Consider the following 25,306-nt stretch of genomic DNA (forward strand, 5'->3'; position numbering starts at 1 on the left):
ACAGTTTTTATTACAGTCTCAATAAGTGGGGTAATTTGCGTTTTAGCTGCATGACTGCATCTTTATCGCAGTAGATATGGGGGCTTTTCCAATTGTGTATACGCCTTAAAAATTCAAAATACGAAATCTAATGAGGCTTCACTAAATCAAAGCTGAGGTTAGGTGATAAAATTTAGATATAACATTAATCTTGAATCTAGTATTTACTTGAAAGTAGGCGGTTTAGAGACATGAAGATTTAGTTAATGCCTAACGATTACGTAAAGGGGCTGCTGACTTATCAAGTCTGAGTGAGTATCAATCAAAATTGATCATCAGCCATTGGAACCCACTTATTCACTTCATGTTTGGTTTTGGTGCTTTTTTGCTTATTTGGTTTTGTTTATGTCGGTATATCTCTCTTTTTTGTCTCGCCATATATTCTTCAATTTCTGTACGTTTACGCTGCCCATGTGCAAACCCTTTTTGATAAGCTTGGTATAACTCAACGGGGCAAATGCTCGTTTTTGAGTTACCTTCGATCGCACTTTGATAGCCGGTTTCAAAAGTACAATACTCAAATAAGCCTGAACTATAACCATTGACAAATTGCTCTTGTGCATCGGGACTTAGAGTATCTCCACAAGTTTGCTTTACAGCATCAAAAAACCTAACATTTTCGCCTGACATAGCTGTTTTATGACCAAGAGCTTGCCAATCTTCTGAACTACAATTGGCGTAGTCAAATGTGTACTTTGTCGAGCTACATCCTGCGATTAATGTAATACAAATAGACCAGAGTGTGATACGAACCATCTTATTCTCCTTATATTTTGCTGGTACTTTTAAAGTCAATAGTATTTATAAGTAAGTCTCTTTTTTGAATATCCATTGGGCATGGATATAGGTGCTTTGCATCAATGAATAATTCATAAAAGCGGCATTTAATTTAGCGGTGTTGATATAAAGTTAGGCACGACCTAAAAGCGCTTGTAAATTTATTGCTTCAGTTTCTTTTGAGCGAATATATGTTTGCTCGGATTTTATAAGGTGTTTTTGCTGTAGAAGCAGGTTGACATGGTTGAACGTGCTTTTGTCATTAATATGAAGACTTAACTGAAGCAGGTAGTGATTTATCTCTGCAAATTGGGTCGACTGAATTTTTACTTGTATTGCTAAAGCGGATGTTGTTGCTTGCACGAATGTAGTTAATGCACTTTTCTGCTTTTCAAGGTGCAACCACTGTTCAATCAGCGTTGCTTCACCTGTTGCTTGTACTGAGCATGTGCTAAATAGCAGTATTATTATACTTAAACACCTTTGTTTAACGCTCAAAGAAAAAATCTGAAATGTCATACTAGGCACTTTTGGGTTAAGTTTTATTCGTTTTGTATATTAGGAACAATGATGTTTTTTTGTCAAACAGGCAGATTTGCTTGGACTTTTTAGTTGAAAAATATTGAAGTGATAAACCGCAGAATTGAATTAAATTGGTAAAAATGTTGATAGTTGAGTATTAGACTCCGTGAAATGGTTGTTTATTTAAAATAAAAGCCTACTCATTATTTTTTGTTAATATGGCGTTTTTTCAATCAGGTAAATAGTATTAATGAGAGATATAACAAATTGAAATGTCCATGCATTGATTACAGGTTCAATACATGGACTGTATTATTTAAAAGCTAAAGTTAATTTTTGCGTAGTAGGTCATCCCATCAAAACCGTATGGTAAAGCCCTAAGTGGATAACGCATTGCGCCGTTAGTGATAAAGTTAAGTACTTCATCTTCGCCTAACTCGTTTGGTGTTTTATCAAATATGTTGTCTATACCGACAGATAAATCAAAATTGTCATTAATTTGATACCCAAAGTTCACATCAACTAATACCGCTGACTCAACAACGCTATTTTCTTGCCAGTGATTGGTTGGCGACAAGAAGTCAGGTAGTACAATATGTTTACCCGCAAAGTAGGAAACCTCGGTTTTTCCGAAGTAATTTAAACGCAGTAGCGATGACCACTTATCCTTTTTATAGTCAAAAGTAAGCGTTGCTCGTTCTTGTGGTTGTCCGTGAGTCAGGAAAGACTGAGTTTGTTCATCTAATGCGATATCTTCTGATATGCCTTGTGGTGTATTGATTTTATCAATCGTAGTTTCATTTTTGTTTGCAGCAAACGTTACTTCCAGCTCACCAGCAGCAACCTCGGTTGAGTATGAAGCGATTAAATCAATCCCTTTGGTTGTTGAATCAAGTGAGTTAGAGAAGAAATTAGCTTGCACTGCGCCAGATGCTTTAAGCGCTGCATTGGCTTCTGGGAAGTTTGTAAGCGCTTCGCTATCAATACCAATGAAACTGCCTAAATTTATACGGTCATAAATCTTGATTTGATAGAAGTCTAACGTAATGGATAGATCATTACTGGCATCCCACGCTAAGCCTAAGTTTAAGTTGTCAGAAGACTCAAGCTTTAAGCCATCTATGCCTAAAGCGCTTGGGAATGGAGAGCCAGCTGTTGCAGTGAAAGAAGTAGCAAGTGAACCGTCACCACCTAAGCTTGTTGTAAATGCACTATAACCGGCTTGCTGTAAAGACGGTGCCCTAAACCCTGTTGATGCAGCCGCTCTAACAGCAAGGTCTTCAGTGACATCATAGCGTGTAGCGAGCTTCCAAATGGTTTCATCACCAGAATCCGAGACATCTTCGTATCTGAGTGCACCACTGACTAACCAATACTCGTTCAGTAGCGTTTCTGCTTCGACATAAATCGCATGGCTAGAACGGTCTGCTTTGTTAGCGGCATCTGGTCTCAAACCTTGATAAGCTTGGAATCCGCAGTCAGCAAACACGCTTGAGTCCATTACTGATGGGAATGAGCTCGCAGCATTTGACGCGCCACATGCGTAAGATGCGACTTCTCCAGGTACAATCTCGTAATTTTCTTTACGATATTCCGCACCAATTGAAATATAGATTGGCTCCGCATCACCGCGCTCAATTACGCCATTTACATCAAAATTTGTTGTCCACTGGTCAAACCTAAAGCCACCGGAATAACCACCTTTAGGCCCTGAGTTCTCTCTGATCTGTTCGTCACTCGCGTTGGGGTTATTGGCTAAGTATTCAGCTGCATAGGAGGCGTTAATCGTATTCGACGAAGAATAATCGTACTTGTTTTGGCCATATACATTAGAGAAGTCGAAACTCCAATCTGGATTGATGTCTCCTTTAAGGCCAACGGCAAACGATATGTCATCCGCTTCGTTATCTATACGAGGTAAAAAGCCGTCAGGGTATACCTGAGGAACGTTACGCTCTGCGCGGTTAAAATCACGGTAAAAACCATTACCAAATGCTGTTCTGTTAGAGTATCCGCCAAATGAATAAAGCTCTTTATCACCAACAGGCAGTGCGGCGTTAAAAAAGATTGAGGTGAACTCACTGTCAGAGTTGCCTTGTCGCCATCTCACCGTATCGGATAATTCACCAGCAGGGATTGTTGATGAGCCACCAGTATCGCGCTCAGCGCGGTTAGTGCCTTCAGCATCTCTATATTCTAATGATAAGTTGACAAAGCCACCTTCATTGCCAATATCAAAGCCTCTGTTTAACCCAAACGCATACGTGTCGCCATCACCTTCGCCGGTCGCACTGCCTTGGAAAAAACCCGTGGTTACGCCGGTTGTGTCATTTAAAGATAAATTAATTACCCCAGCGATAGCGTCTGAACCATATCGAGCTGCGGCCCCATCTCGCAGGATCTCAACATTTTTAAGTGCCATCATTGGAATTGAGTTCATATCTGTGCCGGCAGCGCCTGCACCGACTGTCCCCGTTAGACCAAAAATGGCTTGAGTGTGTCTTCTTTTACCGTTAATAAGTACTAATGTTTGGTCTGGTTGCAATCCCCTAAGTGTTGCCGGACGGAATAAATCTGAGCCATCTGATACTTGCGTTCTACTAAAATTAAATGAGGGCGCAATTGACTGTAAGCTTTGCCCAAGCTCTGTGTAGCCCCCTTTATTAAGCTGCTCAGTATCAAGAATATCAATGGGTGATGTTGATTCAGTTGCCGTGCGGTTTGAAACTTTTGACCCTAATACTGAGATGGTTTCGATTTTTGTGTCTGTTGATTCTGCTTGTAGCGCGAAAGATGCTGTGCTTGCTAACAGGGCAAGCGCGATTGGTGATAGTTTGAGAGATCCTGTCATAACTTACTACTCTATATTTTTATTTGTTTTAAAGGCTTAGCCTAAGTTCAAGTTGTCATAAAAAAATCTCAAGCGCAATAGTTTTGTATCTATAATGTAAACTTTATGGTGTTTTTCATTGTTTAGTCTGACTGTGTTGCAATTGCTGCAACCTCGTTCAGTGTGTTTTTTAGCCAACTCAGGCCTGGGTCTAAATTGAAAGCTCGGTGCCACGCCATATACAAGCGATAAGGTGGTAAAGAGATTGGTGGAGAATAAATATTAACTAACGCCTTATCATTAGGCGAGATAGAGAGCGTAGGAACCGTTGCTATCAAGTCACTAGTTGCTACTAAGCTGACAGCTTGCATAAGGTGGGGGGTGATGGCTGCTATGTGTCTTTTTTCATTAATTTTATTCAACTCAGTATCTAAACTGCCATATTCTTGTCCCCAAGGTGATATAAGAATGTGGTGTGCTTGCAAATAACAAGCAAGTGACAGTTCGTTGTTAATGAGTGAATGATTTTTACGTGCAATCACGCGGTAATCGCCGCTCAATAACATTTTATGTTCAATATCGGCGCCAAGGTCATCAGCGTGGTTGAAGGTTAAAACGAGATCGATTTCATTGACTGCCAAAGCGCCGTGAGGCAGCTGTGATTCCAAATCAACCACTTTAATTTTTATGTTCGAGCGTGAGGCACAAAGCTTGGCAATTAGAGGGTATACAAAAAGTTTAGTTATGAAATCTGTGGTAGCTATTGTGAATTGTCGCTCTGAGGTTGCGACATCGAATTTATCTAAACTATTGGCTACTTGGTTAAGTAATGCGACACCTTGCTGAGCAAGCGGCTGGATCATGAGTGCTTTTTTTGTTGGTTTCATCTCACCTTGTTGGCGCACAAATAAGGGATCATCAAATGCAACCCTGAGGCGCTTTAACGCATGACTCATCGCTGACTGGCTTAAGTTGAGTAACTCAGAAGCGCCTGACACACTGCGCGTTTGGTATAAGGCGTCTAAAACAAGCCATAAGTTTTGGTCAAATTGTCTTAAGTTCATAACTATGCATGTTGTTCATGTTAATTTGAAAAATGTACATTTGATTCATGCTGGTTGGCAACATATTCTTGGAGAAAAGCAATAAAGGGGTAAGTGATGAAGAATTCAAATGTAATTAATTTTGCGCAAAAGTTGTCATTATTTAACGAGCATTGGTCACCCAAAGTGGTGGCGCAAATGAACGACTATCAACTTAAACTTGTGAAGGTTTCTGGTGAATTTACTTGGCATCAACATGACGATACTGATGAGGTGTTTATCGTCATAGAAGGGGAGCTTGATATTCATTTTAGAGATAGAGTTGAGCACTTAAGCCGTGGCGAAATGTACGTTGTCAAAAAAGGCGAAGAACACAAGCCTGTGGCAATGAGGGAGTGTCATATCTTGATTATTGAACCCAAAGGAGTAATTAACACAGGAGATGCCGGAGGTGAATTAACTGCGGACAATGATGTCTGGATATAATAAACAAGTTGAAATAGCACGTATAAACATGCATTTTCACGGCTGCTCTTAACTATTTACGACCTAAATTGGTGATTTTATCTCTACTAACTAAACTATCTAAATAGAATTTTGATAGTTTCCACCAAAGCATAAAACAAAGCTGATGCAGGGTTTTATGTGTTTAGTAGAGGCTGGGTCTGGCATGCTTAGACGGTTATCAATTAAACAGAAAATTATCATGGGTTTTGGCGCGATTGGTGGCTTATTGATCATCGCATGCACATTGGCTTATATTGCGCTATCTCACATCAGCGATTCAAACAAGCAAGTGCGTGAAGTGACGCTGCCCAGTCAACATGCGGTGGAAGCGCTCAAGTTGCAAGAATTAAGGTTGGCAATGCAAGTAGCTCAAACCTTCAATATGCAAACGCACGATGAAGTGACCAATGCCTCTTCTCAAATTCAATCCACTTTAGTGCAAAGGCATGAACTGACGAATCAATTAAACTCAAAATTAGCTCATGCACCTGAATTAAAAGCCTTGCTCGTAAAAACTGAAAAGAATATGTCTAAGCTCGAGCAAGCGGTAAATAATATGTTGTCGCTCAAATTATCGCTGATTGAAACCCAAAACAGCCATAACTTAACATTTCAAAGGTTGATAAGTAACAGACAAAAAGCCAGTGACGCCATGTTGAGCATTGAGTTAGTTGAAAATGCGCCACAAGTGCAATTAGAAGAGATGATAGGGACGGGGTTTCGTATTGATGATGCACTGTTTACCCTAGACAATAACATACAGCAAATTATGAATTTGCCTAAAGAAAAAATAGAGTCGCACAAAAGCGACGTGTCTTTCATCATCAAGGACATTGAAAATAATTTCGTTTTTTTGCAGCGTCAATCACAAGGGGTAGATATTGGCGGGGTGTTTTCAGAGTTTAGTGCAGCGTTAGAGGAGCTAAATCAGTTGTTAATCAACCCAGGTGAAGCCTATGATTTGCTGAATGAGAGGGCGAGGCTTGAAGCAGAAGTGGTGATGAAGTACCGAGAGGCTGAAAGTTACTCTCAAAGCGTGCTTAATTCACTCAGTAAAATGAGAGATAAAACCAAACTGTCTTTAACCATGTCGCAGCAATCCACTGAGGAGCTAATCAAGAAAGCTAAAACGGGTAGTATTATAGTGGTTGTAACTCTGGTTGGGCTAGCAATTATCATCGCGACATCGACTAGTAGAGCAATGCTGATACCCTTGTTATCAGTTAATAAAGTATTGAATTATCTCGCGGTTGGTGACTTTTCCCTTGATATCAAAAAGCGTAGTGAAGATGAATTTGGCAACTTGGTTGATAACATCAAAAAAGTACAAACGAGCTTGAGTGATCTTCTTCATGACATCAACCTTAAAATCAGTGAACTAAACGCATTTTCTGAAAAGTCATTGACAGAGAATAATGGCCTTGCAGGGCGCTCCTCATCTCAAATGGTACGCATGGATGATGCGACTAATTTGGCGCAAGCGGTTTCTAAATCCGCTGTGCAAGTTTCACTGAGCGCGAAGCAAAGTTTGGATAGTCTGATGCAGGCCAATGAGTTTGGGGCACAGGCCTCGAACGTGGTGGTAGACAATCAATCTCATATTCAGTCGCTAGAAAATAAAATGAATCAGGCTGTTGAAGTCATGTCTAGCTTAAGTGAGCACAGCGCTAACATAGGATCTATATTAGATACAATCGTCTCGATTGCAGAGCAGACTAATTTACTTGCCTTAAATGCTGCTATAGAAGCGGCAAGGGCAGGTGAACAGGGAAGGGGGTTTGCAGTGGTTGCAGACGAAGTTCGCACTTTGGCTTCAAGGACGCAGGATTCAACGGAAGAGATCAATAAGATGATTTCGTCTTTACAACATGATACAAAACGCGCAGCCGAGGTCATTAATAGCGGGCAGGCAGATGTATCGGAGTGTGTAGCGCAAATAAAAGTGCTGGCGATGGATATTGATCAGATAAGTAATTCATTAGTCGAAGTTAATGGCTTAAGTAAGCAAGTGGCAGAATATGCGCACTTGCAAGAAGAAGATTGCCAGCGTATCGAAACCGTGATGTTAGAAGCCAAAGAGGTGGCGAGCTGTAATGTGTCATCGACAAAAGGGTTGGCAAAAGATGCTGAATCTTTGACTAACTTAGCACGGTTTTTAGCTCAGCTGGTGGCGCGGTTTAAGTTGTAAAAGCGCGAATAAAAAGCTTGAATGAGATTTAACTGCTAAGACAATGTATTTATTAATAAGAATGTAAGGCACGTACGCAAAACGAGTGCCTTAAAGCGTTTAGATGTATAGACCTTGTTGGTTAATTGTATTTTCATTTAATGGCTCGTCTCGCAAGCCAAGTTTAACCGGCGTACTATACAGCCTTTGATTACCTAGCTGAGGCCAGATATGGCAAAGACCAGGAACGAATACTTTCGCTGTTTTTATAGGTATAGGCTCTTGAGAGTAATCTAATACGAGTGTTTCCATGCCTAGGCCTTTAAGTTGTTCAACCACTGCTAGAATATCTAACTTTAGGTCTCCACTTGGCTCCAATTTAGGGCAAAGAGCGCTAGAGTTGCTATTAGGTATCAAAAAGTCTTCTTTCTCAATTGCATCAAAGTCGAAAGGTGCACCATTTTGATCTCTAATAGGAATGAGCTGACATAATTCTGTTAGTGCTCTTTGAGCGGCTAGTTCCGGCTTTAAATGACAGCCAAAACCGAATACCCAGCCTGATGTCGACTTATTTTTGCCTATCGCAGCCATGACAGAAACGCCTGTGTCAATTGTAAGGTCTAGCACCCAATATTCGTGATTTGCAGAGATAGTCTGGTGGAGTGGCTCAAGATAGTTTGTATCCAAAGAGCTAAGGTCGAAGCTAGGGCGTGGTAGTTGATTGTACCACCATATAGCAACTGCATCCCGTTCAATAAGCTCAAACAACCCTTGCATAATGGCTTCTTCAATGTTGTTTCCTGCTGCACAGCCATTGGAATGCCACTTACCGTATTTATCCTCTTCGTATGGTGTATTCGCAAAGCATAGTACATAAGGGAGGTATACAGGTTCGTTTTGACTAAGTGACCAAGTTTGTTGCCAATTGATCTGCTCATCGTCAAATTTGATAACTGCTTGAGTTCTTTTAGACTCAGTATCTGCTGAGTCAGCGAACTTTGCATACTGATGATTGCTATAAGGTGTAAGTTGATGAAAGCTGTAGCTTCGGTGAGGCAAGCTTGATTTGTGTGCAAGGAGCGAAGGAATTATATTCCTAAATTGTGCATTTTTTCGCTCAATACTCTCGCATAGAGCACTGGCCATAGACTGGGCTTGGCTAACCCCTTTGCCAAGGCTAACCTGCACAAAGCTGTTGTTGTTTACGTTGTTAATATCTTTGACAGGGAGGCTCTTAAAAAACGCGGTTTTAAAAATAGATATCGTGCTTTGATTAGCTGAAGGGAGGGCTTCAATATGGGTTATTTGCCCAACGATAGGGCTAATAAACGGCCTTAGGCGCTCGACTGTCTGTTCAGCAGAAATGCATCGGGATCCACCGTCACTGTCAAATGCTACTGGTCGAGATTGCAAGTATACTTGTTCAATGATATCTGTTGCTGTTATGGGCTGGTATGAGTGTTTATTAGTGATACCTTCTTTGTATGTATGCTCTATGAGTACTTTTTGCTGCTCCTGACCATTTAAATGGGGTAAGAGAATCTCTTTTATTCTGTTTATATGATTGTCTTTTAATGATGTACTCAGCTGGATATCAGTAGACATGGCCACACAAGAATCCGTGTATGCCTCTAATAATTTTAAAACAGGTTTATTGGATTTCAGTGTATTATCAAAAATTTTTAACTCTGAAAATGTAGATAAAACTGGGCTGATCATTAATTTTGTATCAGTAGTTGCGATTAAACACACTGGGTGATCTGGGTTGAGATGCCGTAGGTTTTTTGCGTAAAAGTTTGCTGCAATAAGGGTATCGGATATAACGAGTTGAATATTGCTTGATGGTAAGCCAATTCCATCGGCTGGAATATCTAAGTCACTATAAATATTTTCAGAGAGTTTATTTAGTGTTCTCGGCTTCTCAAGAATTTTATCACCAGTACAATCCGTAATGTAAAGCTGATTAGATAGAAAATACTCACATATTGAAAGAAAGCGATTTGCTTGTTCATCACACTTTGCGAGTTGAACAATTTCCCTGCAAGTTTTGTGTCCATCAATCAAATGCAAAAGAGGGAATGATTTCTCTTCAAATAGAAACTCTCCGTCTGCATTTAAAACTATCAAGTTATTGTTAGGCAGTTTCGTCACATGATAATTTTGTTGCCACCTTAAAATGGTGTCTCTCATAACTTGAACAGCCTTTTTGGATTTGTTTCTAAAATATCATTGATCTGAGCTTGCGATAGTTCAGGCAGTTCTTCAGCTATTTGCTTTAAATCAAAATGTAAATGATCTGGATGCGGAAAGTCACTACCAAAAATAAGCTTTTCATGCCCGATAGCTTTGAGTGTATCTGCAATTGGCTCTCCAATTTCAACGGCGACCCAACATTGCCTTTTGAAATATTCCGAAGGAAGCATTTTAATATTACTTTCAGTAAGGCTTGGGAATTCGTTGTAACAAATATTATCTAAACGCCAAAGCAAACCTGCAACCCATGAGCAACCTGCTTCTAAAAACACGAATTGCAGTTTAGGGTGACGCTCTAATACTCCGCCTTCTAACAAATCAATGAACGCCATTTGTGCTTCCATTACGTGAGAGCATGCATGTAATGAAAACCTAGATGTGAACCTATCTATACCAACTGTTTGCCCTTGTAAATGTGTACCTCCATGAAATGTGACCGCAATGTTGTTGTCCTCACAAGCTTGCCAAAATTCTTCATTGTCTGGGTGACTGAGGTTTTTTCCTAAAATAGGTTCTGGTCTTATTGTGATGGCTCGCCAACCTTTTTTACTGATCTCCTCAACTTGTTGCATTAATGAACTTGTATCGTGACGGCTGACTATACCAACAGGGATTAATCTACTTTGATCAAATGAGCAAAAATCTTGTAGCCAATGATTATAAGCCTGAGCATATTGAAGAGAAGTTTCAGGGTCAACTTTTTCATGATTAACAATATAACCCGTAAAAGTTGGAAAGATTAGAGCAACAGATATATTGGTCTCGTTCATAGATACAATTTGACCAGCTGGCGTTTTCGCTAAAGAGCGCTCCCTGCTGCTGGAACTTCCGACTAGGGCAGTAGCAATTTGCATCTCTAGCCCCCAATTACTGAGGATATCGTAGTCTCCAACTTTATAGATGGGTGGTAAACTTACATCAGCGAATCCATCACGGACTCTTTTTGCGCGTTTTTCATCCGAGTCTGTTTCTAAACGAATTTCAAAGCCATTCAGAGTTTCAGGCTTTAAATATTGTTGCCACATACCAAGTTCTTCCATAATGTGGCGATCACAGTCAATAACAATCATAAAAGTTCTCCGGTAAGGGGCTATGATTAGCCCCTTTTATTCGAGTTATGTACAGGTGAAGGGGTGGCCAGCGCCATTGCTGTTGTAGTCAGTTAGTGCGATAGGCAATAAAGAAAGTTCGTCTTGAACTAGATTCTTAATTTCGCCATGTTTCTGCGGTGAATTTGGATACCAAAGTGTAATTTCGTTACGGACAATAGATTTAAATGAAGCGAAATCATCACTATAAATAAAATTATCTGACTCAGAAAAGACAATGTCCATATTCCATGGATTAACAAATCCGAAATATTCTTCAATAATGCTCGTGGCATCATTTTGTTCTGAATACAACTTATCGCGAAACTCGGGATTTTGCCACGCCAGCGCAAGTACTCGAAGCACAACGCCGCCAAATTCGATAAACTTTTCTTCACTGATCCCTAAGTCAGTAGGCAGTGCTCCACCAAGCATGAAATTCTCTAGCTCCACTAACTCTCTAACTTCTTCTACAGGAACTGAATCGTCAACGATAACAAGTTTTTCGTTATACTCTGTAAGGCCCATCAATGTCGGGAAATATCTGTAATAAGTTGCAGCAGCAACAGCAGAAAATTCTTCTTTATCATGTTCTAATTGTTTAGGTAAAAAGATTTGAATTCTATCATTTCTACCGATCCAGCCAGCTGTTGTTACTGGTTTCCAGATACTATTGGACTCAACATTTTTGTGATTAATGTCGACTTTCTCTTGTACTTTGATCGTTAGAGCTTTCCACGTTTGGCTTTGTTCAAATCCAAAGCGATTTAATGGAGATTTTTCAGACAACAAATTGGTGTTTAGAAATTGTTCTTGAAAAGAAGAGTCACGCCACGACTCTGCGAGGGCACTTAGGTATGCTGTTCTGTAATTAAGTAATACTTTACTCATTGGTTCTTAGATCCTTAAATTAGTATTTATTGAAGAAAGAATAAAGCGGATTGGCTAATAGCCAACTGCTCCGCTTTTTGGCGATAGAAATTTTTACTTTCAAGATCACTTGATATTTTACTTTTTGCTAGATAAACATAAGGCAGGCCAGAAACTTCGGATTCACTCTCTGTCCTTTGAATACACTTATCGATTAAATCATTGGCTAATGTTTCGTCATTGAGGTGAAGCTTTTCAACCAAATACGGTATGTACCATGCGGTAGCAAACCCATAGTCAGAAGCTAAGAGCTCTTGTGCCGCCTCAATCGCTTTATCTGTGTTGTTAGTTGCCGTGAAATATACGATGTCCATGTATTTTTTGAAGTAAATAGGGTGCTCTTCATTATGATAATTCTGATAGTAGCTGTGTCCGATCTCGATGACCTGTTCGTGTTCTCTGAGCATTGAATAAATTAAGCTACTAAAGACGTGTGTAACGGCTAAGCTAATAGGGTTCATCGACTCACACGCTTTCTCTATGGATTTTTGAGCAGTTGCTTTTGCTTGGTCTATTTGATTTAAATGCAGATGGCTCAAAGCGCAAAGGGTGAATGCGACGGGCGTGTTATCAATGCCAATATCGTTGAGCAGAATATCTCTTCCTATTTCTTCCTCAATATCTATCGCGCGTTGATATAGTTCGAGGGACTCCTCTAAGTCACCATCGACCATATAAACTTGGCCTAAGTGACAATATACGGCGGCTTCCATTGCAAGATTATTTTCTTTTTTAAAACCTTCTATTATTTCTATTCCGTACGTTCGAGCTTCTTTTCTTTTCCCAGATATATGTAATCCTTGAAATTTAACCCACTTGATCCATGACGCAATTTTAAGGTGAGCAGCATCCAAAATTTCAGGGTAATCTTGTTGTATTTCAAAAACCCTTTTCATCAAAGCATCTATTTTGTCTGAGATGAATCCATTTATACAAAAGAGGGCTTTAAAAGCCACATTGTATATTTCGATCTCTAGGCGTTCGTTACCTTTTTCCTTGTTGTAAGATAAAAGAACATCTATGTAACTTTCGGCTTGGTGATAAGTTTTAAGTTGCAGCAACTCATTTAAGTGCTCGACGCCATATTTAATCGCAGGTTCAATATTGTTAGACTGGTAAAAATGATGACTGATGACAGGAAAAGTGTATTTTTCTTTCTCAAGTAGGCAAGAGTTAGCAATTTTTTCGTGGTATTGAATTTTTACATTGTGCGGCATACTCTCATAGGCCGCGTCTCTGACTAGTGCGTGTTTGAAAATATACGTATTGCTGTCGACTCTTCTTTGCTGAACTATTAATTCATTTCGAATCAACTCATTTAAGTCATTCTGAATTTGGTTTTCACTTAATGAAGAAATTTTAGTCAAAAGGCCATATTCAAATTCTCTACCTATTGTTGCAGCGAGTTGTGCCGTGTCTTTAGAGTGCGCAAGACTGTCGAGCTTTTGTTGCAGTGAATCTCTCAATGTAGTTGGAATTTGATCGAGGGCATCAGCACTTTCAAAGTTAACTTCATCAGATTTAACAGTAATTAACTGTTTTTGTTTTAACATCCCAATAAGTTCTTCTATGAACAGTGGTATACCATCAGTACGGTTAATTAAAACTTCAATAACGTTGTTAGAAACAGGTACATCGTTAAACAATTTTTGAATAAAGACTGCTGTACTTGCGCCGGAAAGCTTCTTAAGGTGAATATCGCTGTGATATGTTTCAATTAAGTCGACTGGAAGTTTATTACGCGATGTACTGAAAATTACTTGTTGTGGAGTTAGGTGGTTTGAAAAGTGCTTTATAAATTCAATAGTTGTATTATCTGCCCAGTGGATATCCTCAATGATATACAGCTTATTTTGACTTATACTGTTATGCTGGGACATGAATAGTGCAGTTAAAGATCTGAAAAGTAATTCTTTTTGCCTATCAGGGGACAATAGTGGCGCTTTAATGCTTTTGTCCAAGTCAATATTTAACCAGATAAATAAAACGGATAAAGCGTTTTCTATTTCAATATTGCGATCCTGTTCTGAAATTAACTTAGCAAAAAGTTCCTTCGCTGTTCTTGCTTCTAGATGGTTTGTATCGTAAATGTACTTTACTAAGGTCAAAATAGGGTAGAGGGCGTTATTCTTGTGCTCAGGTAAGCACTGTGCAACTAAATGTTGATATTTGGCCGCATTTAACCTTATTTCTTGAAGTAACCTTGATTTACCAATCCCAGCTTCACCATATATATGAACTGCTTTTTTATTCGTATTGTTTTCATTCAATATCGACACAGCTGCTGATAATTCTTTGTCTCTACCGACCATTTCATGGTTGCTACGTGTTCCACGCATAAAGCCGAACGCTTCCACTTGTCGCTCGCCTTTTAATTCAAATACCGGCTCTGGTCTGTAGCTTTGACCAAGCTTCAACTCGACGTAACCTTCAAACTCACTATAAGGGTCTAATATTGCGCGGGTTTCACCACTACACAAGATTTGCTTTTCTCTTGCTGTTCTAGCGAGAGTCATCGCAGCGTTAGCGACATGGCCTTCTGGGGTAGAGTTTGCATAGGTGACAAACATGCCTGTGTGCAAACCAATGTGAACATTGAGTTGAGCACCATGAGCATCTTTCATCAGTGCATTTCGCTTGGATATTTCACTTGTGATTTCTAGTGCGCTTCTGGCACATAGCCTAGTATCATTGTCACTCGCTGTTGGGTGGCCATAATAGAAAAGTGAAATGTCAGCGACACTGCCAACATGAAATGCTCCGAATCGAGTCGCAATATCTAGGCAATAGTTACGTTGCGATTTGAAAAGTGTATCTATGACTTCTAAGTCATGTTCTCTAGGGTCTGTGAAAGAGGTGCTGAAACGCAAAGCAAGCACAGTAATTTGCTTGCGTTCGGTGAGTGCCGTGTAACCAAGCGGTGCTGCTGCTGTATCATGATCGTTTCTCATCATGATTGTTTCATCATCAGCTGTGTCAACGGGAAAGCTCTGGGCAATTTTTCCGACTAAGTTTGAAACATTAATCGCTTTAAGTTCACTAAACGCTTCCTCTCCTGTGATCACACGCTCAATGGCATTTTTATTTAAGACTCGGCGTAAGAGCCCAGATAAAGGGTGGCCGAGTAATGCGCTAGGCAGTGGGATATGCGCATCACTCAATTGCTTATGATAGATAGAAGCGACGCTAGTACCATTCATCGCTGGAGAACCTGTCAGACATTCCAAATAGACTAGGCCCCAAACGTATAAATCTGTTTTGGTTGTAGCTGGTTCGCCTCGCAATTGCTCTGGTGCACTATATGAGGGAGTACCTAGCGTTTCTTGTGTGAGCGTTAAAGTACGGAAATCTGCTTGTCGGCTGTCGTGAGTGAGTGTACCAATGCCAAAATCAAGGATTTTTGCGTGCAGCTTAGCACCGGTTTTGCTTAGCATGATGTTGGCCGGTTTTATATCCCTATGCACAATACCTTTACTGTGTGCGTGAATAAGCGCATCTAGCACCTGTGACATAATGTCAGTTGCCTCCGGCGCACTAAATGGCCCTTCTAATAACAGGTGCTCACGCAAAGAGCGCCCTTCGACATACTCAAAAACCCCGAAAAGTAAGTTGTCATTAACTTGACCTTGGTCAAGTAATCGGACGATATTGGGGTGCTGTAATTGGCTGCTTAGCGAAGTCTCTCGTTTGAATCGCTCAATGTAGCGTTGTTTTTTTTGTTCTTCACAGTGCGGTTCAATGGCAAGGAATTTGATAGCGACCATTTGACCGGTACTTTTTTGCTTAGCTTTAAATACTTTACCGAAGCCGCCTTCACCAATTTTTTCGAGTAACTCGTAATATGAGGACTCAAAGCTGTCGAGTATGTATGAATCAGAAAATTGCGTTAATGACATAATAGTAATGAGCTTCTCTAAATTAATATCCGTTTATGGCATATATATGTTACTAATTTATACATTAGCGATGGATTAATAGCTAACTTATAAATCTGACATCCACATTATAACTACTGTTAACACTAAAACCAGAACTATTCGATAATCGGTATAATCTGGCTCGAAATGTTAAATTTTTTGTTTTAAAACACGTAGAGGTAAATGTGTGAAATGTCAATTATCCTGTTTTTTGCAATTTAATTTCATGGATATAGCTTGGCATAATAGTGCTTAGGTTCAAGAGAGTAAATACAGGTGTAATAAAGTGTAATATTTGGTTGAAAATGAATCTGTAAGGCTTGCATATAATCTTTATAGGTTCTGAAAAGCCCATGGAATTTAGGCTTTATTTCATTGTAGGGACCTAAAATACATGCTACTGAAGTATTATGAATGCTTTTTGAGGTTATGCTATTGTCAGCAGAGGGAACTAAGCGATTATTTATATAATCGGCATTAATAAAAAAGAGTTGGTTTTTACATTGAAATACTGAATATGCTGTTCGTCGTTGAAGAATTTTGCATAAATAAAGGCGGTTTATAGCTGAGTTAGTTAAGCAATGGCTTTTATCAAGATACTCATGTCAGTAATACCTGCCTCTTTCATTGCATCTTTTACATTTTCTATTGTTTCAAAGTATTGCAACTGCAATTGCATGAAGTATTGATTTCTAGAGTCATAATAAGCTTTTTGAGCTTCGTCATCATGATCTGTTGTAGCGTTAAGTTCGGCAACCTCTTGCTTGACCAGATCTAGTTCTTCTTTCATTTCCTCTAATCGCTCTAGCATTCTTCGAATATGATCTGGAATATCGCCATACTTGTCTTCTGCTTTTTCTCTGGCTTCTCGACCAGATAGCTTTTCTTTTTCTTTATCTGATAGTTTATGAGTGCCTTCTAGTTCAGAGGTATCGTCAGTTTTTTCGGCAGTGTTGCCATCGTTTTTGTCTACTTCAGAGGCCTGTTTATTCTCTACTTGGGTTTTTTGCTCTATATACCTAGCTTTCTCATTCATCTCTTTTATGGCCTGATAACCAGACACAGAATTGGCCTCATGTATAACAATCATCATTAAATCCTTGGTATTACATTACCTAAAAACAATTTGAACCAGAAGTACAAGCATTTATCGGCATGTACATGATAAACATTAATACATTTTTCTTATTTAATATAATTATTTGAGACGAGAGGCAATACTACTGATATGAGTTACTGAAAGGCTTATTAAAGGCGCTTATTTGCGCCTTGATTAAGTTCAGCGATTAGAATGTCCAAGCGACGTGTATTTGAGGAACTGATTCGTTGGTATCAGTGCCGAGTTTATTACGCCAATATTGCCATTCTAAGCCCAAGTATAGCTGGCCTTCAGACATTTCAAGCGCATGACCCAGATCCCATCGAACAATAGGTTGTGCTAGTAGCCAGCCTTTAACATCAACGCCTAATTCATTTTCTCTTTGAGCAATGTATTCAACATGCCCTGTAACTTCAAACTTTTGGTTGCCGATATTAAAAGGGTATCCCCACGCGATATCTATCATCCAGCTGTTCGATTCGGCAGGTGCGCCACCTCTAGCAACTCCTTCGTTGTCATCAATGTACGCTGTGAATAAAGTAGATAAGAAACTAAAGCCTTCGGCATTCCAAGAGACTTTTACGCCGGGCAAGTATTTCATTACTTTTGAGTCACCGGCCATATTAAAGCCTGCAACTAATCCAATGTCTTTTATCATCCCATTTTGAAACTCAAACCCAACGGTTTTAGACAGGCTAAATGTTGAGTACCATTCACCATAAAAGTCTCTATCTTGATAGTTATCATCTAAGTCATCGACAAGGTAGTCAATGAAGAAAAAATTATCCCCGTATTGATAACCAGAGCTGTGCTGCAATGAATAAACCGTAGTATTGGCCTCATTTTGTGAGAAAGGGTTTTTGAAATCCCCGTGATTAATATGAAGCTGAGTATTGCTCCAATCTGCAGCATATGCTGAAGAAGCGATGCATGTGAGGGCAGTGGACAGTGCCAGAGAGAGTTTTTTGTTCATTAATATATCTTCAAAGTTGAGGAACTTTGTAATTATATATTAATTCAGGGGGTTATGTGCACCTGAAAGCAGGTGCACAGATCAAGTTAGGCTTTATTACGACGTAAAATAATCACAGCAACCGCAGTGAAAGCCAAAATAAAGCAATAGAATGAAGAAGTCGATACATCCCAAGGGCTGATGCTGAAAGTCGCGCCTAGCAATAACGCTTGTGCGCCATATGGTAATGAACCTTGCATTACACACGCGAAAATATCTAATAAACTTGCCGAACGCTTTGGTGATATATCACTATCGTCTGCTAACTTTTTAGCAACAGGCCCTGCAACGATAATACTTACCGTGTTGTTTGCAATACACATATTACTGGTCATAACCAAGGCAGCAATACCAAGTTGATCAGCTACTTTAGCGTTCAATTTGCCAAGCTTTGATGTGATTTTATGGATTTTAGTCGCGATATACTCTAAGCCGCCATTGATGCGGATAAACTCAGACAGGCCACCGATAAACATCGACAGTAAAAAGATTTCCTGCATGTCAGTGAAGCCTTTATATACGTCTTTAACAAATGCGCCGCCTTCATAATCACCGGCAAAGCCAACCGCAGCCGCAAAAATGATTCCGCTGAAGAGCACAGCAAATACATTCAAGCCCATGACGGCAAGAACTAGAATAAATACATAAGGTAGCACCAATAACCAATCGAAATCTTTAGTTTCAACAGCTTGAGGCTCAGGGGTCAAGAATACCAGTAGCAGCACAGTGAAGAAGGCAGCAGGTAAAGCAATTTTTAAATTCTCTTTAAACTTGTCTTTCATTTCACAACCTTGCGTACGTGTCGCTGCGATTGTGGTATCAGAAATAATAGATAAGTTGTCACCGAACATGGCACCAGAGACGATTGTGCCGGCCATTAGGGCAGGGTCAATGCCTGTTTTTATAGATACTGCGTATGCTATCGGGCCTATGGCACCGATAGTACCCATAGATGTGCCCATGGCAGTCGATACAACTGCTGCAATTAAAAATAAGCCAGGTAGTAAAAATGCTGGTGGAATAAGTGATAAACCCGCATTTACAACCGCATCAACACCACCTGTTGCTCCCGCAACTGCAGAGAAAGAACCAGCAAGCAAGTAGATAAGGCACATGGTAATGATATTACTGTGCCCAGCACCTTTAATGAAAGTTTCAACACTTTGATTGATTGACGTTTTATTTAACCAAAAAGCAAGCACGATCGCAGGCAAAATAGCTACCGGTGCGGGTAATTGGTAAAAGGCATAGTCAACGCCTTGTGATTGTAGGTATAAACCTGCGCCTAAAAATAGGGCAACAAAGGTAAGTAAAGGTAACAAAGATAACTTTGCACGTGTGTTGTCAAAAGATGGCTGCATAGCACTCCCCAAAAAACAGTATCTACTTAAGTTGCAGTGTAAGTAGACATAACCACAGCCAACAGGGCTATTATTAGCTGTATTTAAACTTCTACGCCCGCAATAATTAAATCGGCGAAGGTGGAAGTTTAAATGTTTAGACGTCTAAAGTCTACGGTCTTTATTATAATTATTGAATAACTGACTATGGCATAGAGATACGCTAAACTCTAGGCCGGTACAAGCATGTGATAATTAGTTGTTTACTCGATTAAGTGCTAGAAAAAAATGCGCATATTGGATGAAGAGGGCGAATTGATTATCGTCTACTCATCTGAAGCGTTGATAAAAATTAGGAATGAGAAAGTAATGACAAAAATAGGTGTATTTGGTGCAAACGGCAGAATGGGACAGGCATTGATTGAAGCGGTAGAAATTGAAAAAGAGGTTGAACTAGCTGGCGCATTTGTAAGAGAAAGCTCGCAATATTTAAATACGCAAGTTAGGGCACTACAACCTGTTCACACATCAACGCTTAAATTTAGCGCTGAAAACAGTGAAGACCTGCAAGCTGATGTACTCATCGACTTTACGTTGCCTGAAGGCATGTTGTCTCATTTAAATAAGGCAGTAAGCAAACAAATCCCCATGGTGATTGGTACAACCGGTCTATCTGATCCAGAAATGGCACAGTTACAAGAAGCCAGCAAACACATCCCCATTGTATTTGCGCGCAACTTTAGTGTCGGCGTAAACCTGTTATTAAACTTGGTGCAAACGGCAGCGACTAAGCTTGCTGATGAAATGGACATTGAAATATTTGAAGCCCACCACAGAAATAAGATTGATGCGCCGTCAGGTACGGCATTAGCAATTGGTGAAGCCATTGCAGAGGCGAAAGGGTGGGATCATGACACTGTTGCAAGGTATGACCGTAGTAATGTCCATGAAGCGAAAAGTCAAGACGAAATTGGCTATTCAGTCCTCCGAGCAGGTGACATAGTTGGTGAACATACAGCTTACTTTGCAACCATGGGTGAAAGGCTTGAATTAACCCACAAAGCTGCATCAAGGTTAACGTTTGCATCAGGTGCAGTAAGGGCTGCACAGTGGTTGAAAAACAAACCAGCAGGACTTTATGACATGCAAGATGTCCTAGGTTTGAAGTAGTTTGTTTATTTTTTTGGCGGTTTCACTTGAAAATGACTTTTAAGTGCTTATTTTCAAGTTTTTTACTCTAATCATTAGACGAATCTCAGAAAGTGCTGTAGACTATAACGAATTTGCCAAAATTTAATTACTGCGTGTTACCAAGCGCTTTGTAGACGGGAAAAAAGCGTGTTTGCTTATCCCGTTTTTTTATATCTATGGAGGTTAACTTGACTAAATCCGCTCTGTTAGTCCTTGAAGACGGTACGGTGTTTCGCGGTACTGCCATCGGCGCCGACGGTATTTCTGTTGGTGAGGTAGTATTCAATACGTCTATGACAGGATATCAAGAAATCTTGACCGATCCGTCTTACGCGGAACAAATTGTCACCTTAACTTACCCGCACATCGGAAACACTGGTACCAACAGTGAAGACGAAGAAGCGGACAAAATCTGGGCTAAAGGCCTTGTGATTCGTGACTTACCATTACTAGCAAGTAATTTCCGTAACGAACAATCGTTAAGTGATTATTTGAAAGAACGTAATATTTTAGGGATAGCGGATATCGATACGCGCAAGCTGACGCGTATCCTACGTGATAAGGGAGCTCAAAACGGCTGCATCATCGCTGGTGATGACGTTGACGAGCAACAGGCGCTTGAAGCGGCTAAGGCATTCCCTGGCCTAAAAGGAATGGATTTAGCAAAAGTTGTAACAACAGAATCTTCTTTTCCTTGGAATGAAGGCAGCTGGACACTAGGTGAAGGCTTTAAAACGCTTGAGCAAGGTGAAGAGCAGTTCCATGTTGTTGCATACGATTTTGGTGTAAAGAAAAATATCTTACGTATGCTAGTTGACCGTGGCTGTAAGCTAACGGTTGTTCCTGCAGAAACCTCCGCTGCAGAAGTACTGGCATTAAACCCAGACGGCATCTTCCTTTCAAATGGTCCTGGTGATCCAGAGCCGTGTACTTATGCAATCGATGCTATCCAGTCTTTCCTTGAAACAGACACTCCAATTTTTGGTATTTGTCTTGGTCACCAACTACTGGCATTAGCATCAGGTGCAAAAACAGTAAAAATGAAGTTTGGTCACCACGGTGGTAACCATCCGGTTAAAGATTTAGATCGTGATGTAGTGATGATCACAGCGCAAAACCATGGTTTCGCTGCTGATGAGCAGAGCTTACCTGACAATCTTCGTGCAACGCACAAGTCATTATTCGACGGTACGTTACAGGGTATTCACCGCACTGATAAGCCAGCTTTCAGTTTCCAAGGTCACCCTGAAGCAAGCCCTGGTCCACACGACGCAGCGCCGTTGTTTGACCACTTCATTGAATTAATGCAAGCACGCAAAGCCTAATTTATTACTGGAGTAACAATGCCAAAACGTACCGACATAAAAAGCATTCTAATCTTGGGCGCAGGCCCAATTGTTATCGGCCAAGCATGTGAATTTGACTACTCTGGTGCTCAGGCCTGTAAAGCGCTTAGAGAAGAAGGCTATCGAGTTATTCTTGTAAACTCGAACCCTGCAACGATTATGACTGACCCAGAAATGGCTGATGCAACTTACATCGAGCCAATTCACTGGGAAGTTGTTGAAAAAATCATCGAAAAAGAAAAGCCAGATGCGGTCCTTCCTACCATGGGTGGTCAGACTGCACTGAACTGTGCGCTTGATTTAGACAAGCACGGTGTGCTGGCTAAGCACGATGTTGAGCTGATTGGCGCAACTGCGGATGCAATCGATAAAGCAGAAAACCGTGAGCGTTTCGACATCGCGATGAAAAATATTGGCCTTGAGTGTCCTCGTGCAGAGATCGCACACTCAATGGACGAAGCAAAAGACGTATTAACGCGTATTGGCTTCCCATGTATCATCCGTCCTTCTTTCACAATGGGTGGCACCGGTGGTGGTGTTGCTTACAACATGGAAGAGTTCGAAGAAATCTGTACACGTGGTTTAGACCTTTCACCGACTAATGAGCTTCTTATTGATGAGAGCTTACTTGGTTGGAAAGAGTATGAGATGGAAGTTGTTCGTGACAAAAACGACAACTGTATCATCGTATGTTCTATTGAAAACTTTGATCCAATGGGTGTTCACACCGGTGACTCAATCACGGTTGCACCGGCACAAACACTGACTGATAAAGAATATCAGCTAATGCGTAACGCTTCGATGGCGGTATTGCGTGAGATTGGTGTTGAAACAGGTGGTTCAAACGTTCAGTTTGGTGTAAATCCAAAAGATGGCCGTATGGTTATCATTGAGATGAACCCACGTGTATCTCGTTCATCTGCACTCGCATCAAAAGCGACGGGTTTCCCAATCGCGAAAATCGCAGCAAAACTGGCTGTAGGCTACACGCTTGATGAGCTTCAAAATGACATCACTGGTGGCGCGACACCAGCATCATTTGAGCCTTCAATTGACTACGTTGTGACTAAGATCCCTCGTTTTAACTTTGAAAAGTTCGCTGGTGCAAATGACCGTCTAACGACTCAGATGAAGTCTGTTGGTGAGGTTATGGCGATTGGACGTAACCAGCAAGAGTCTCTTCACAAAGCACTTCGTGGTCTAGAAGTGGGCGCGACGGGTTTCAACCCAATCGTTGCACTTGATGACCCTAAAGCAAAAGAAACCATCATCCGTGAGCTACGCGAGCCAGGTGCAGAGCGTATTTGGTACATTGCAGATGCAATGCGTCACGGTATGAGTGTTGAAGATGTATTCGAGCTAACTAAGATTGACCGTTGGTACTTAGTTCAGATTGAAGACATCATCAAAGATGAAGTTCAAATTGCAGAAGCAGGTCTTGCCGGTCTTAACAAAGATTTCCTTCGTCGCCTTAAGCGTAAGGGTTTTGCTGATGCGCGCATTGCTGAAATTGCAGGTGTGTCTGAAAAAGAAATCCGTAAGAAGCGTCATCAGTTAGAAATCCTACCTGTTTACAAGCGTGTTGATACTTGTGCTGCAGAGTTCAGCTCAGACACAGCGTACATGTACTCTACATATGACGAAGAGTGTGAAGCAGCACCATCTGACAAAGACAAGATCATGGTTATCGGCGGTGGCCCTAACCGTATCGGTCAAGGTATCGAATTCGATTACTGTTGTGTTCATGCGGCGCTTGCAATGCGTGAAGATGGCTATGAAACTATCATGGTTAACTGTAACCCTGAGACTGTTTCTACAGATTATGATACGTCAGATCGTCTATTCTTCGAGCCGATTACACTTGAAGATGTGCTAGAAATCGTACGCGTTGAGAAGCCAAAAGGCGTTATCGTTCAGTACGGTGGTCAAACACCACTTAAGCTAGCGCGTGACCTTGAAGCGAATGGTGTGCCAGTTATTGGTACTTCTCCTGACGCAATCGACCGTGCAGAAGACCGTGAGCGTTTCCAGCAACTTGTTGAACGTCTTGACCTTCTTCAGCCTGAGAACGCGACAGTCACTTCATTAGAAGAAGCGGTTGCTAAGTCTCAAGAAATCGGTTTCCCATTAGTTGTTCGTCCATCATACGTACTAGGTGGTCGTGCGATGGAAATCGTGTATGACGAAGATGACTTACGTCGTTACATGACTGAAGCGGTATCTGTATCTAACGAAGCACCAGTTCTTCTTGACCGCTTCCTAGATGATGCAATCGAAGTTGACGTTGATGCTATCTGTGATGGTGAAAACGTGATCATCGGCGGTATCATGGAGCACATCGAGCAGGCGGGTGTTCACTCAGGTGACTCAGCATGTTCATTACCAGCACACTCTCTATCGCAAGATATTCAAGACGTTATGCGCAAGCAAGTACGTGACATGGCGCTAGAGCTTGGTGTTGTGGGTCTAATGAATACTCAGTTTGCTGTGAAAGATGGCAAAGTATACCTAATCGAGGTTAACCCTCGTGCAGCGCGTACAGTACCATTTGTTTCTAAAGCAACAGGTGTTGCACTTGCGAAAGTCGCTGCTCGTTGTATGGTTGGCCAATCTCTAGAAAGCCAAGGCGTAACAAAAGAAGTAATTCCTCCTTATTACAGCGTGAAAGAAGTTGTACTTCCTTTTGCTAAGTTCTTAGGTGTTGACCCAATCCGTGGTCCAGAGATGCGTTCAACGGGTGAAGTCATGGGTGTTGGTGAAAACTTCGCCGAAGCATTCGCAAAAGCTCAATTAGGTGCATCAAACGCTTTACCACGTGGCGGTCGCGCGTTACTATCTGTCCGTAACAGCGACAAGTCACGCGTTGTTGAGCTTGCTAAAACGATGAAAGCTATCGGTTTTGAGCTTGACGCAACGAACGGTACAGCTAAAGCACTAGAAGAAGCTGGCATTGAAGTTCGCCGCGTGAACAAGGTATTTGAAGGTCGTCCTCATATTCTTGACCGTATCAAGAATGGTGAGTACAGCTACATCGTAAATACCACTGAAGGTCGCCAAGCGATTGAAGATTCGAAGGTGTTACGTCGTGGTGCACTTCAGCATAAGACTAACTACACCACCACGCTAAATGCAGCGTTTGCAAACTGTACTGCGCATGCCGCAGATGACAGAAGCTCTGTAAACTCTGTACAAGAATTACACCAGCGATTGAACTAATGGATATAAGCCAAGGCCTTTGGCCTTGG

General features: G+C 40.9%; 16 protein-coding genes. 5 read left to right on the plus strand and 11 right to left on the minus strand.

What is annotated here, in order from left to right:
* Positions 1 to 336: 336 nt before the first annotated feature.
* The 4 genes from N477_RS13205 to N477_RS13220 all read right to left on the minus strand — a co-directional run bounded on the left by N477_RS13205 (position 337) and on the right by N477_RS13220 (position 5,232).
* Positions 337 to 795 carry a DUF2799 domain-containing protein gene (locus tag N477_RS13205; RefSeq protein ID WP_063359936.1) on the minus strand — a complete coding sequence of 153 codons (459 nt, stop codon included), beginning with the start codon at positions 793 to 795 and terminating at the stop codon, positions 337 to 339.
* A gap of 153 nt (positions 796 to 948) precedes the next feature.
* On the minus strand, positions 949 to 1,335 hold the full coding sequence (locus tag N477_RS13210) for a hypothetical protein (protein WP_063359935.1): 387 nt from the start codon (positions 1,333 to 1,335) through the stop codon (positions 949 to 951).
* Between the two features lie 319 nt (positions 1,336 to 1,654).
* The gene (locus N477_RS13215; protein WP_063359934.1) at positions 1,655 to 4,189 is read right to left on the minus strand and encodes a TonB-dependent receptor plug domain-containing protein; all 2,535 of its coding nucleotides are present in this window, start codon (positions 4,187 to 4,189) and stop codon (positions 1,655 to 1,657) included.
* 122 nt (positions 4,190 to 4,311) lie between these two features.
* Positions 4,312 to 5,232 (minus strand): LysR family transcriptional regulator, encoded by a 921-nt coding sequence (locus tag N477_RS13220; RefSeq protein ID WP_063359933.1) that lies wholly within the window; start codon positions 5,230 to 5,232, stop codon positions 4,312 to 4,314.
* Between the two features lie 96 nt (positions 5,233 to 5,328).
* Between N477_RS13220 and N477_RS13225 the strand changes: the two genes are divergently transcribed.
* Positions 5,329 to 5,697 (plus strand): cupin domain-containing protein, encoded by a 369-nt coding sequence (locus N477_RS13225; protein ID WP_063359932.1) that lies wholly within the window; start codon positions 5,329 to 5,331, stop codon positions 5,695 to 5,697.
* 157 nt (positions 5,698 to 5,854) lie between these two features.
* Positions 5,855 to 7,906 carry a methyl-accepting chemotaxis protein gene (locus tag N477_RS13230; protein WP_196760618.1) on the plus strand — a complete coding sequence of 684 codons (2,052 nt, stop codon included), beginning with the start codon at positions 5,855 to 5,857 and terminating at the stop codon, positions 7,904 to 7,906.
* Between the two features lie 99 nt (positions 7,907 to 8,005).
* On the opposite strand, the gene N477_RS13235 is transcribed toward N477_RS13230, so the two are convergent.
* The 7 genes from N477_RS13235 to N477_RS13265 form a co-directional block, all read right to left on the minus strand.
* Positions 8,006 to 10,075, minus strand: a complete 2,070-nt coding sequence (locus tag N477_RS13235; RefSeq protein WP_063359931.1) for a YcaO-like family protein — start codon at positions 10,073 to 10,075, stop codon at positions 8,006 to 8,008.
* Positions 10,072 to 11,208 (minus strand): amidohydrolase family protein, encoded by a 1,137-nt coding sequence (locus tag N477_RS13240; protein WP_063359930.1) that lies wholly within the window; start codon positions 11,206 to 11,208, stop codon positions 10,072 to 10,074. The genes N477_RS13235 and N477_RS13240 overlap by 4 nt, the downstream gene beginning before the upstream one ends.
* 45 nt (positions 11,209 to 11,253) lie before the next feature.
* Complete coding sequence (locus N477_RS13245; protein WP_063359929.1) at positions 11,254 to 12,117, minus strand: BMA_0021/BMA_0022 family TOMM bacteriocin; 864 nt, start codon at positions 12,115 to 12,117, stop codon at positions 11,254 to 11,256.
* Between the two features lie 26 nt (positions 12,118 to 12,143).
* Positions 12,144 to 16,052 carry a TOMM system kinase/cyclase fusion protein gene (locus tag N477_RS13250; RefSeq protein WP_063359928.1) on the minus strand — a complete coding sequence of 1,303 codons (3,909 nt, stop codon included), beginning with the start codon at positions 16,050 to 16,052 and terminating at the stop codon, positions 12,144 to 12,146.
* A gap of 595 nt (positions 16,053 to 16,647) precedes the next feature.
* Positions 16,648 to 17,166: a hypothetical protein gene (locus N477_RS13255; RefSeq protein WP_155731888.1), complete on the minus strand. Its 519-nt coding sequence runs from the start codon at positions 17,164 to 17,166 to the stop codon at positions 16,648 to 16,650.
* A 193-nt stretch (positions 17,167 to 17,359) separates the two neighbouring features.
* Positions 17,360 to 18,145, minus strand: coding sequence for a hypothetical protein (locus N477_RS13260; protein ID WP_063359926.1), 786 nt, complete (start codon positions 18,143 to 18,145; stop codon positions 17,360 to 17,362).
* A gap of 86 nt (positions 18,146 to 18,231) precedes the next feature.
* Positions 18,232 to 19,545: a Na+/H+ antiporter NhaC family protein gene (locus N477_RS13265; protein WP_063359925.1), complete on the minus strand. Its 1,314-nt coding sequence runs from the start codon at positions 19,543 to 19,545 to the stop codon at positions 18,232 to 18,234.
* 348 nt (positions 19,546 to 19,893) lie between these two features.
* Here N477_RS13265 and dapB point away from each other — a divergent pair, with 348 nt between their 5' ends.
* The 3 genes from dapB to carB all read left to right on the plus strand — a co-directional run bounded on the left by dapB (position 19,894) and on the right by carB (position 25,277).
* Positions 19,894 to 20,694, plus strand: a complete 801-nt coding sequence (gene dapB / locus N477_RS13270) for a 4-hydroxy-tetrahydrodipicolinate reductase (RefSeq protein ID WP_063359924.1) — start codon at positions 19,894 to 19,896, stop codon at positions 20,692 to 20,694.
* A 209-nt stretch (positions 20,695 to 20,903) separates the two neighbouring features.
* Positions 20,904 to 22,040 carry a glutamine-hydrolyzing carbamoyl-phosphate synthase small subunit gene (gene carA, locus N477_RS13275; RefSeq protein WP_063359940.1) on the plus strand — a complete coding sequence of 379 codons (1,137 nt, stop codon included), beginning with the start codon at positions 20,904 to 20,906 and terminating at the stop codon, positions 22,038 to 22,040.
* A gap of 18 nt (positions 22,041 to 22,058) precedes the next feature.
* Entirely contained in the window at positions 22,059 to 25,277 is a 3,219-nt protein-coding gene (carB, locus tag N477_RS13280; protein WP_063359923.1) for a carbamoyl-phosphate synthase large subunit, read from the plus strand.
* Positions 25,278 to 25,306 lie beyond the last annotated feature (29 nt).

This window comes from Pseudoalteromonas luteoviolacea H33-S (assembly GCF_001625695.1).
GTDB lineage: Bacteria > Pseudomonadota > Gammaproteobacteria > Enterobacterales > Alteromonadaceae > Pseudoalteromonas > Pseudoalteromonas luteoviolacea_B.

What these genes read in the sequence shown, in the direction of transcription:
- N477_RS13205 (WP_063359936.1), bottom strand. Translation starts at nt 795, where the DNA reads ATGGTTCGTATCACACTCTGGTCTATTTGTATTACATTAATCGCAGGA.
- N477_RS13210 (WP_063359935.1), bottom strand. Translation starts at nt 1,335, where the DNA reads ATGACATTTCAGATTTTTTCTTTGAGCGTTAAACAAAGGTGTTTAAGT.
- N477_RS13215 (WP_063359934.1), bottom strand. Translation starts at nt 4,189, where the DNA reads ATGACAGGATCTCTCAAACTATCACCAATCGCGCTTGCCCTGTTAGCA.
- N477_RS13220 (WP_063359933.1), bottom strand. Translation starts at nt 5,232, where the DNA reads ATGAACTTAAGACAATTTGACCAAAACTTATGGCTTGTTTTAGACGCC.
- N477_RS13225 (WP_063359932.1), top strand. Translation starts at nt 5,329, where the DNA reads ATGAAGAATTCAAATGTAATTAATTTTGCGCAAAAGTTGTCATTATTT.
- N477_RS13230 (WP_196760618.1), top strand. Translation starts at nt 5,855, where the DNA reads ATGTGTTTAGTAGAGGCTGGGTCTGGCATGCTTAGACGGTTATCAATT.
- N477_RS13235 (WP_063359931.1), bottom strand. Translation starts at nt 10,075, where the DNA reads ATGAGAGACACCATTTTAAGGTGGCAACAAAATTATCATGTGACGAAA.
- N477_RS13240 (WP_063359930.1), bottom strand. Translation starts at nt 11,208, where the DNA reads ATGATTGTTATTGACTGTGATCGCCACATTATGGAAGAACTTGGTATG.
- N477_RS13245 (WP_063359929.1), bottom strand. Translation starts at nt 12,117, where the DNA reads ATGAGTAAAGTATTACTTAATTACAGAACAGCATACCTAAGTGCCCTC.
- N477_RS13250 (WP_063359928.1), bottom strand. Translation starts at nt 16,052, where the DNA reads ATGTCATTAACGCAATTTTCTGATTCATACATACTCGACAGCTTTGAG.
- N477_RS13255 (WP_155731888.1), bottom strand. Translation starts at nt 17,166, where the DNA reads ATGATGATTGTTATACATGAGGCCAATTCTGTGTCTGGTTATCAGGCC.
- N477_RS13260 (WP_063359926.1), bottom strand. Translation starts at nt 18,145, where the DNA reads ATGAACAAAAAACTCTCTCTGGCACTGTCCACTGCCCTCACATGCATC.
- N477_RS13265 (WP_063359925.1), bottom strand. Translation starts at nt 19,545, where the DNA reads ATGCAGCCATCTTTTGACAACACACGTGCAAAGTTATCTTTGTTACCT.
- dapB (WP_063359924.1), top strand. Translation starts at nt 19,894, where the DNA reads ATGACAAAAATAGGTGTATTTGGTGCAAACGGCAGAATGGGACAGGCA.
- carB (WP_063359923.1), top strand. Translation starts at nt 22,059, where the DNA reads ATGCCAAAACGTACCGACATAAAAAGCATTCTAATCTTGGGCGCAGGC.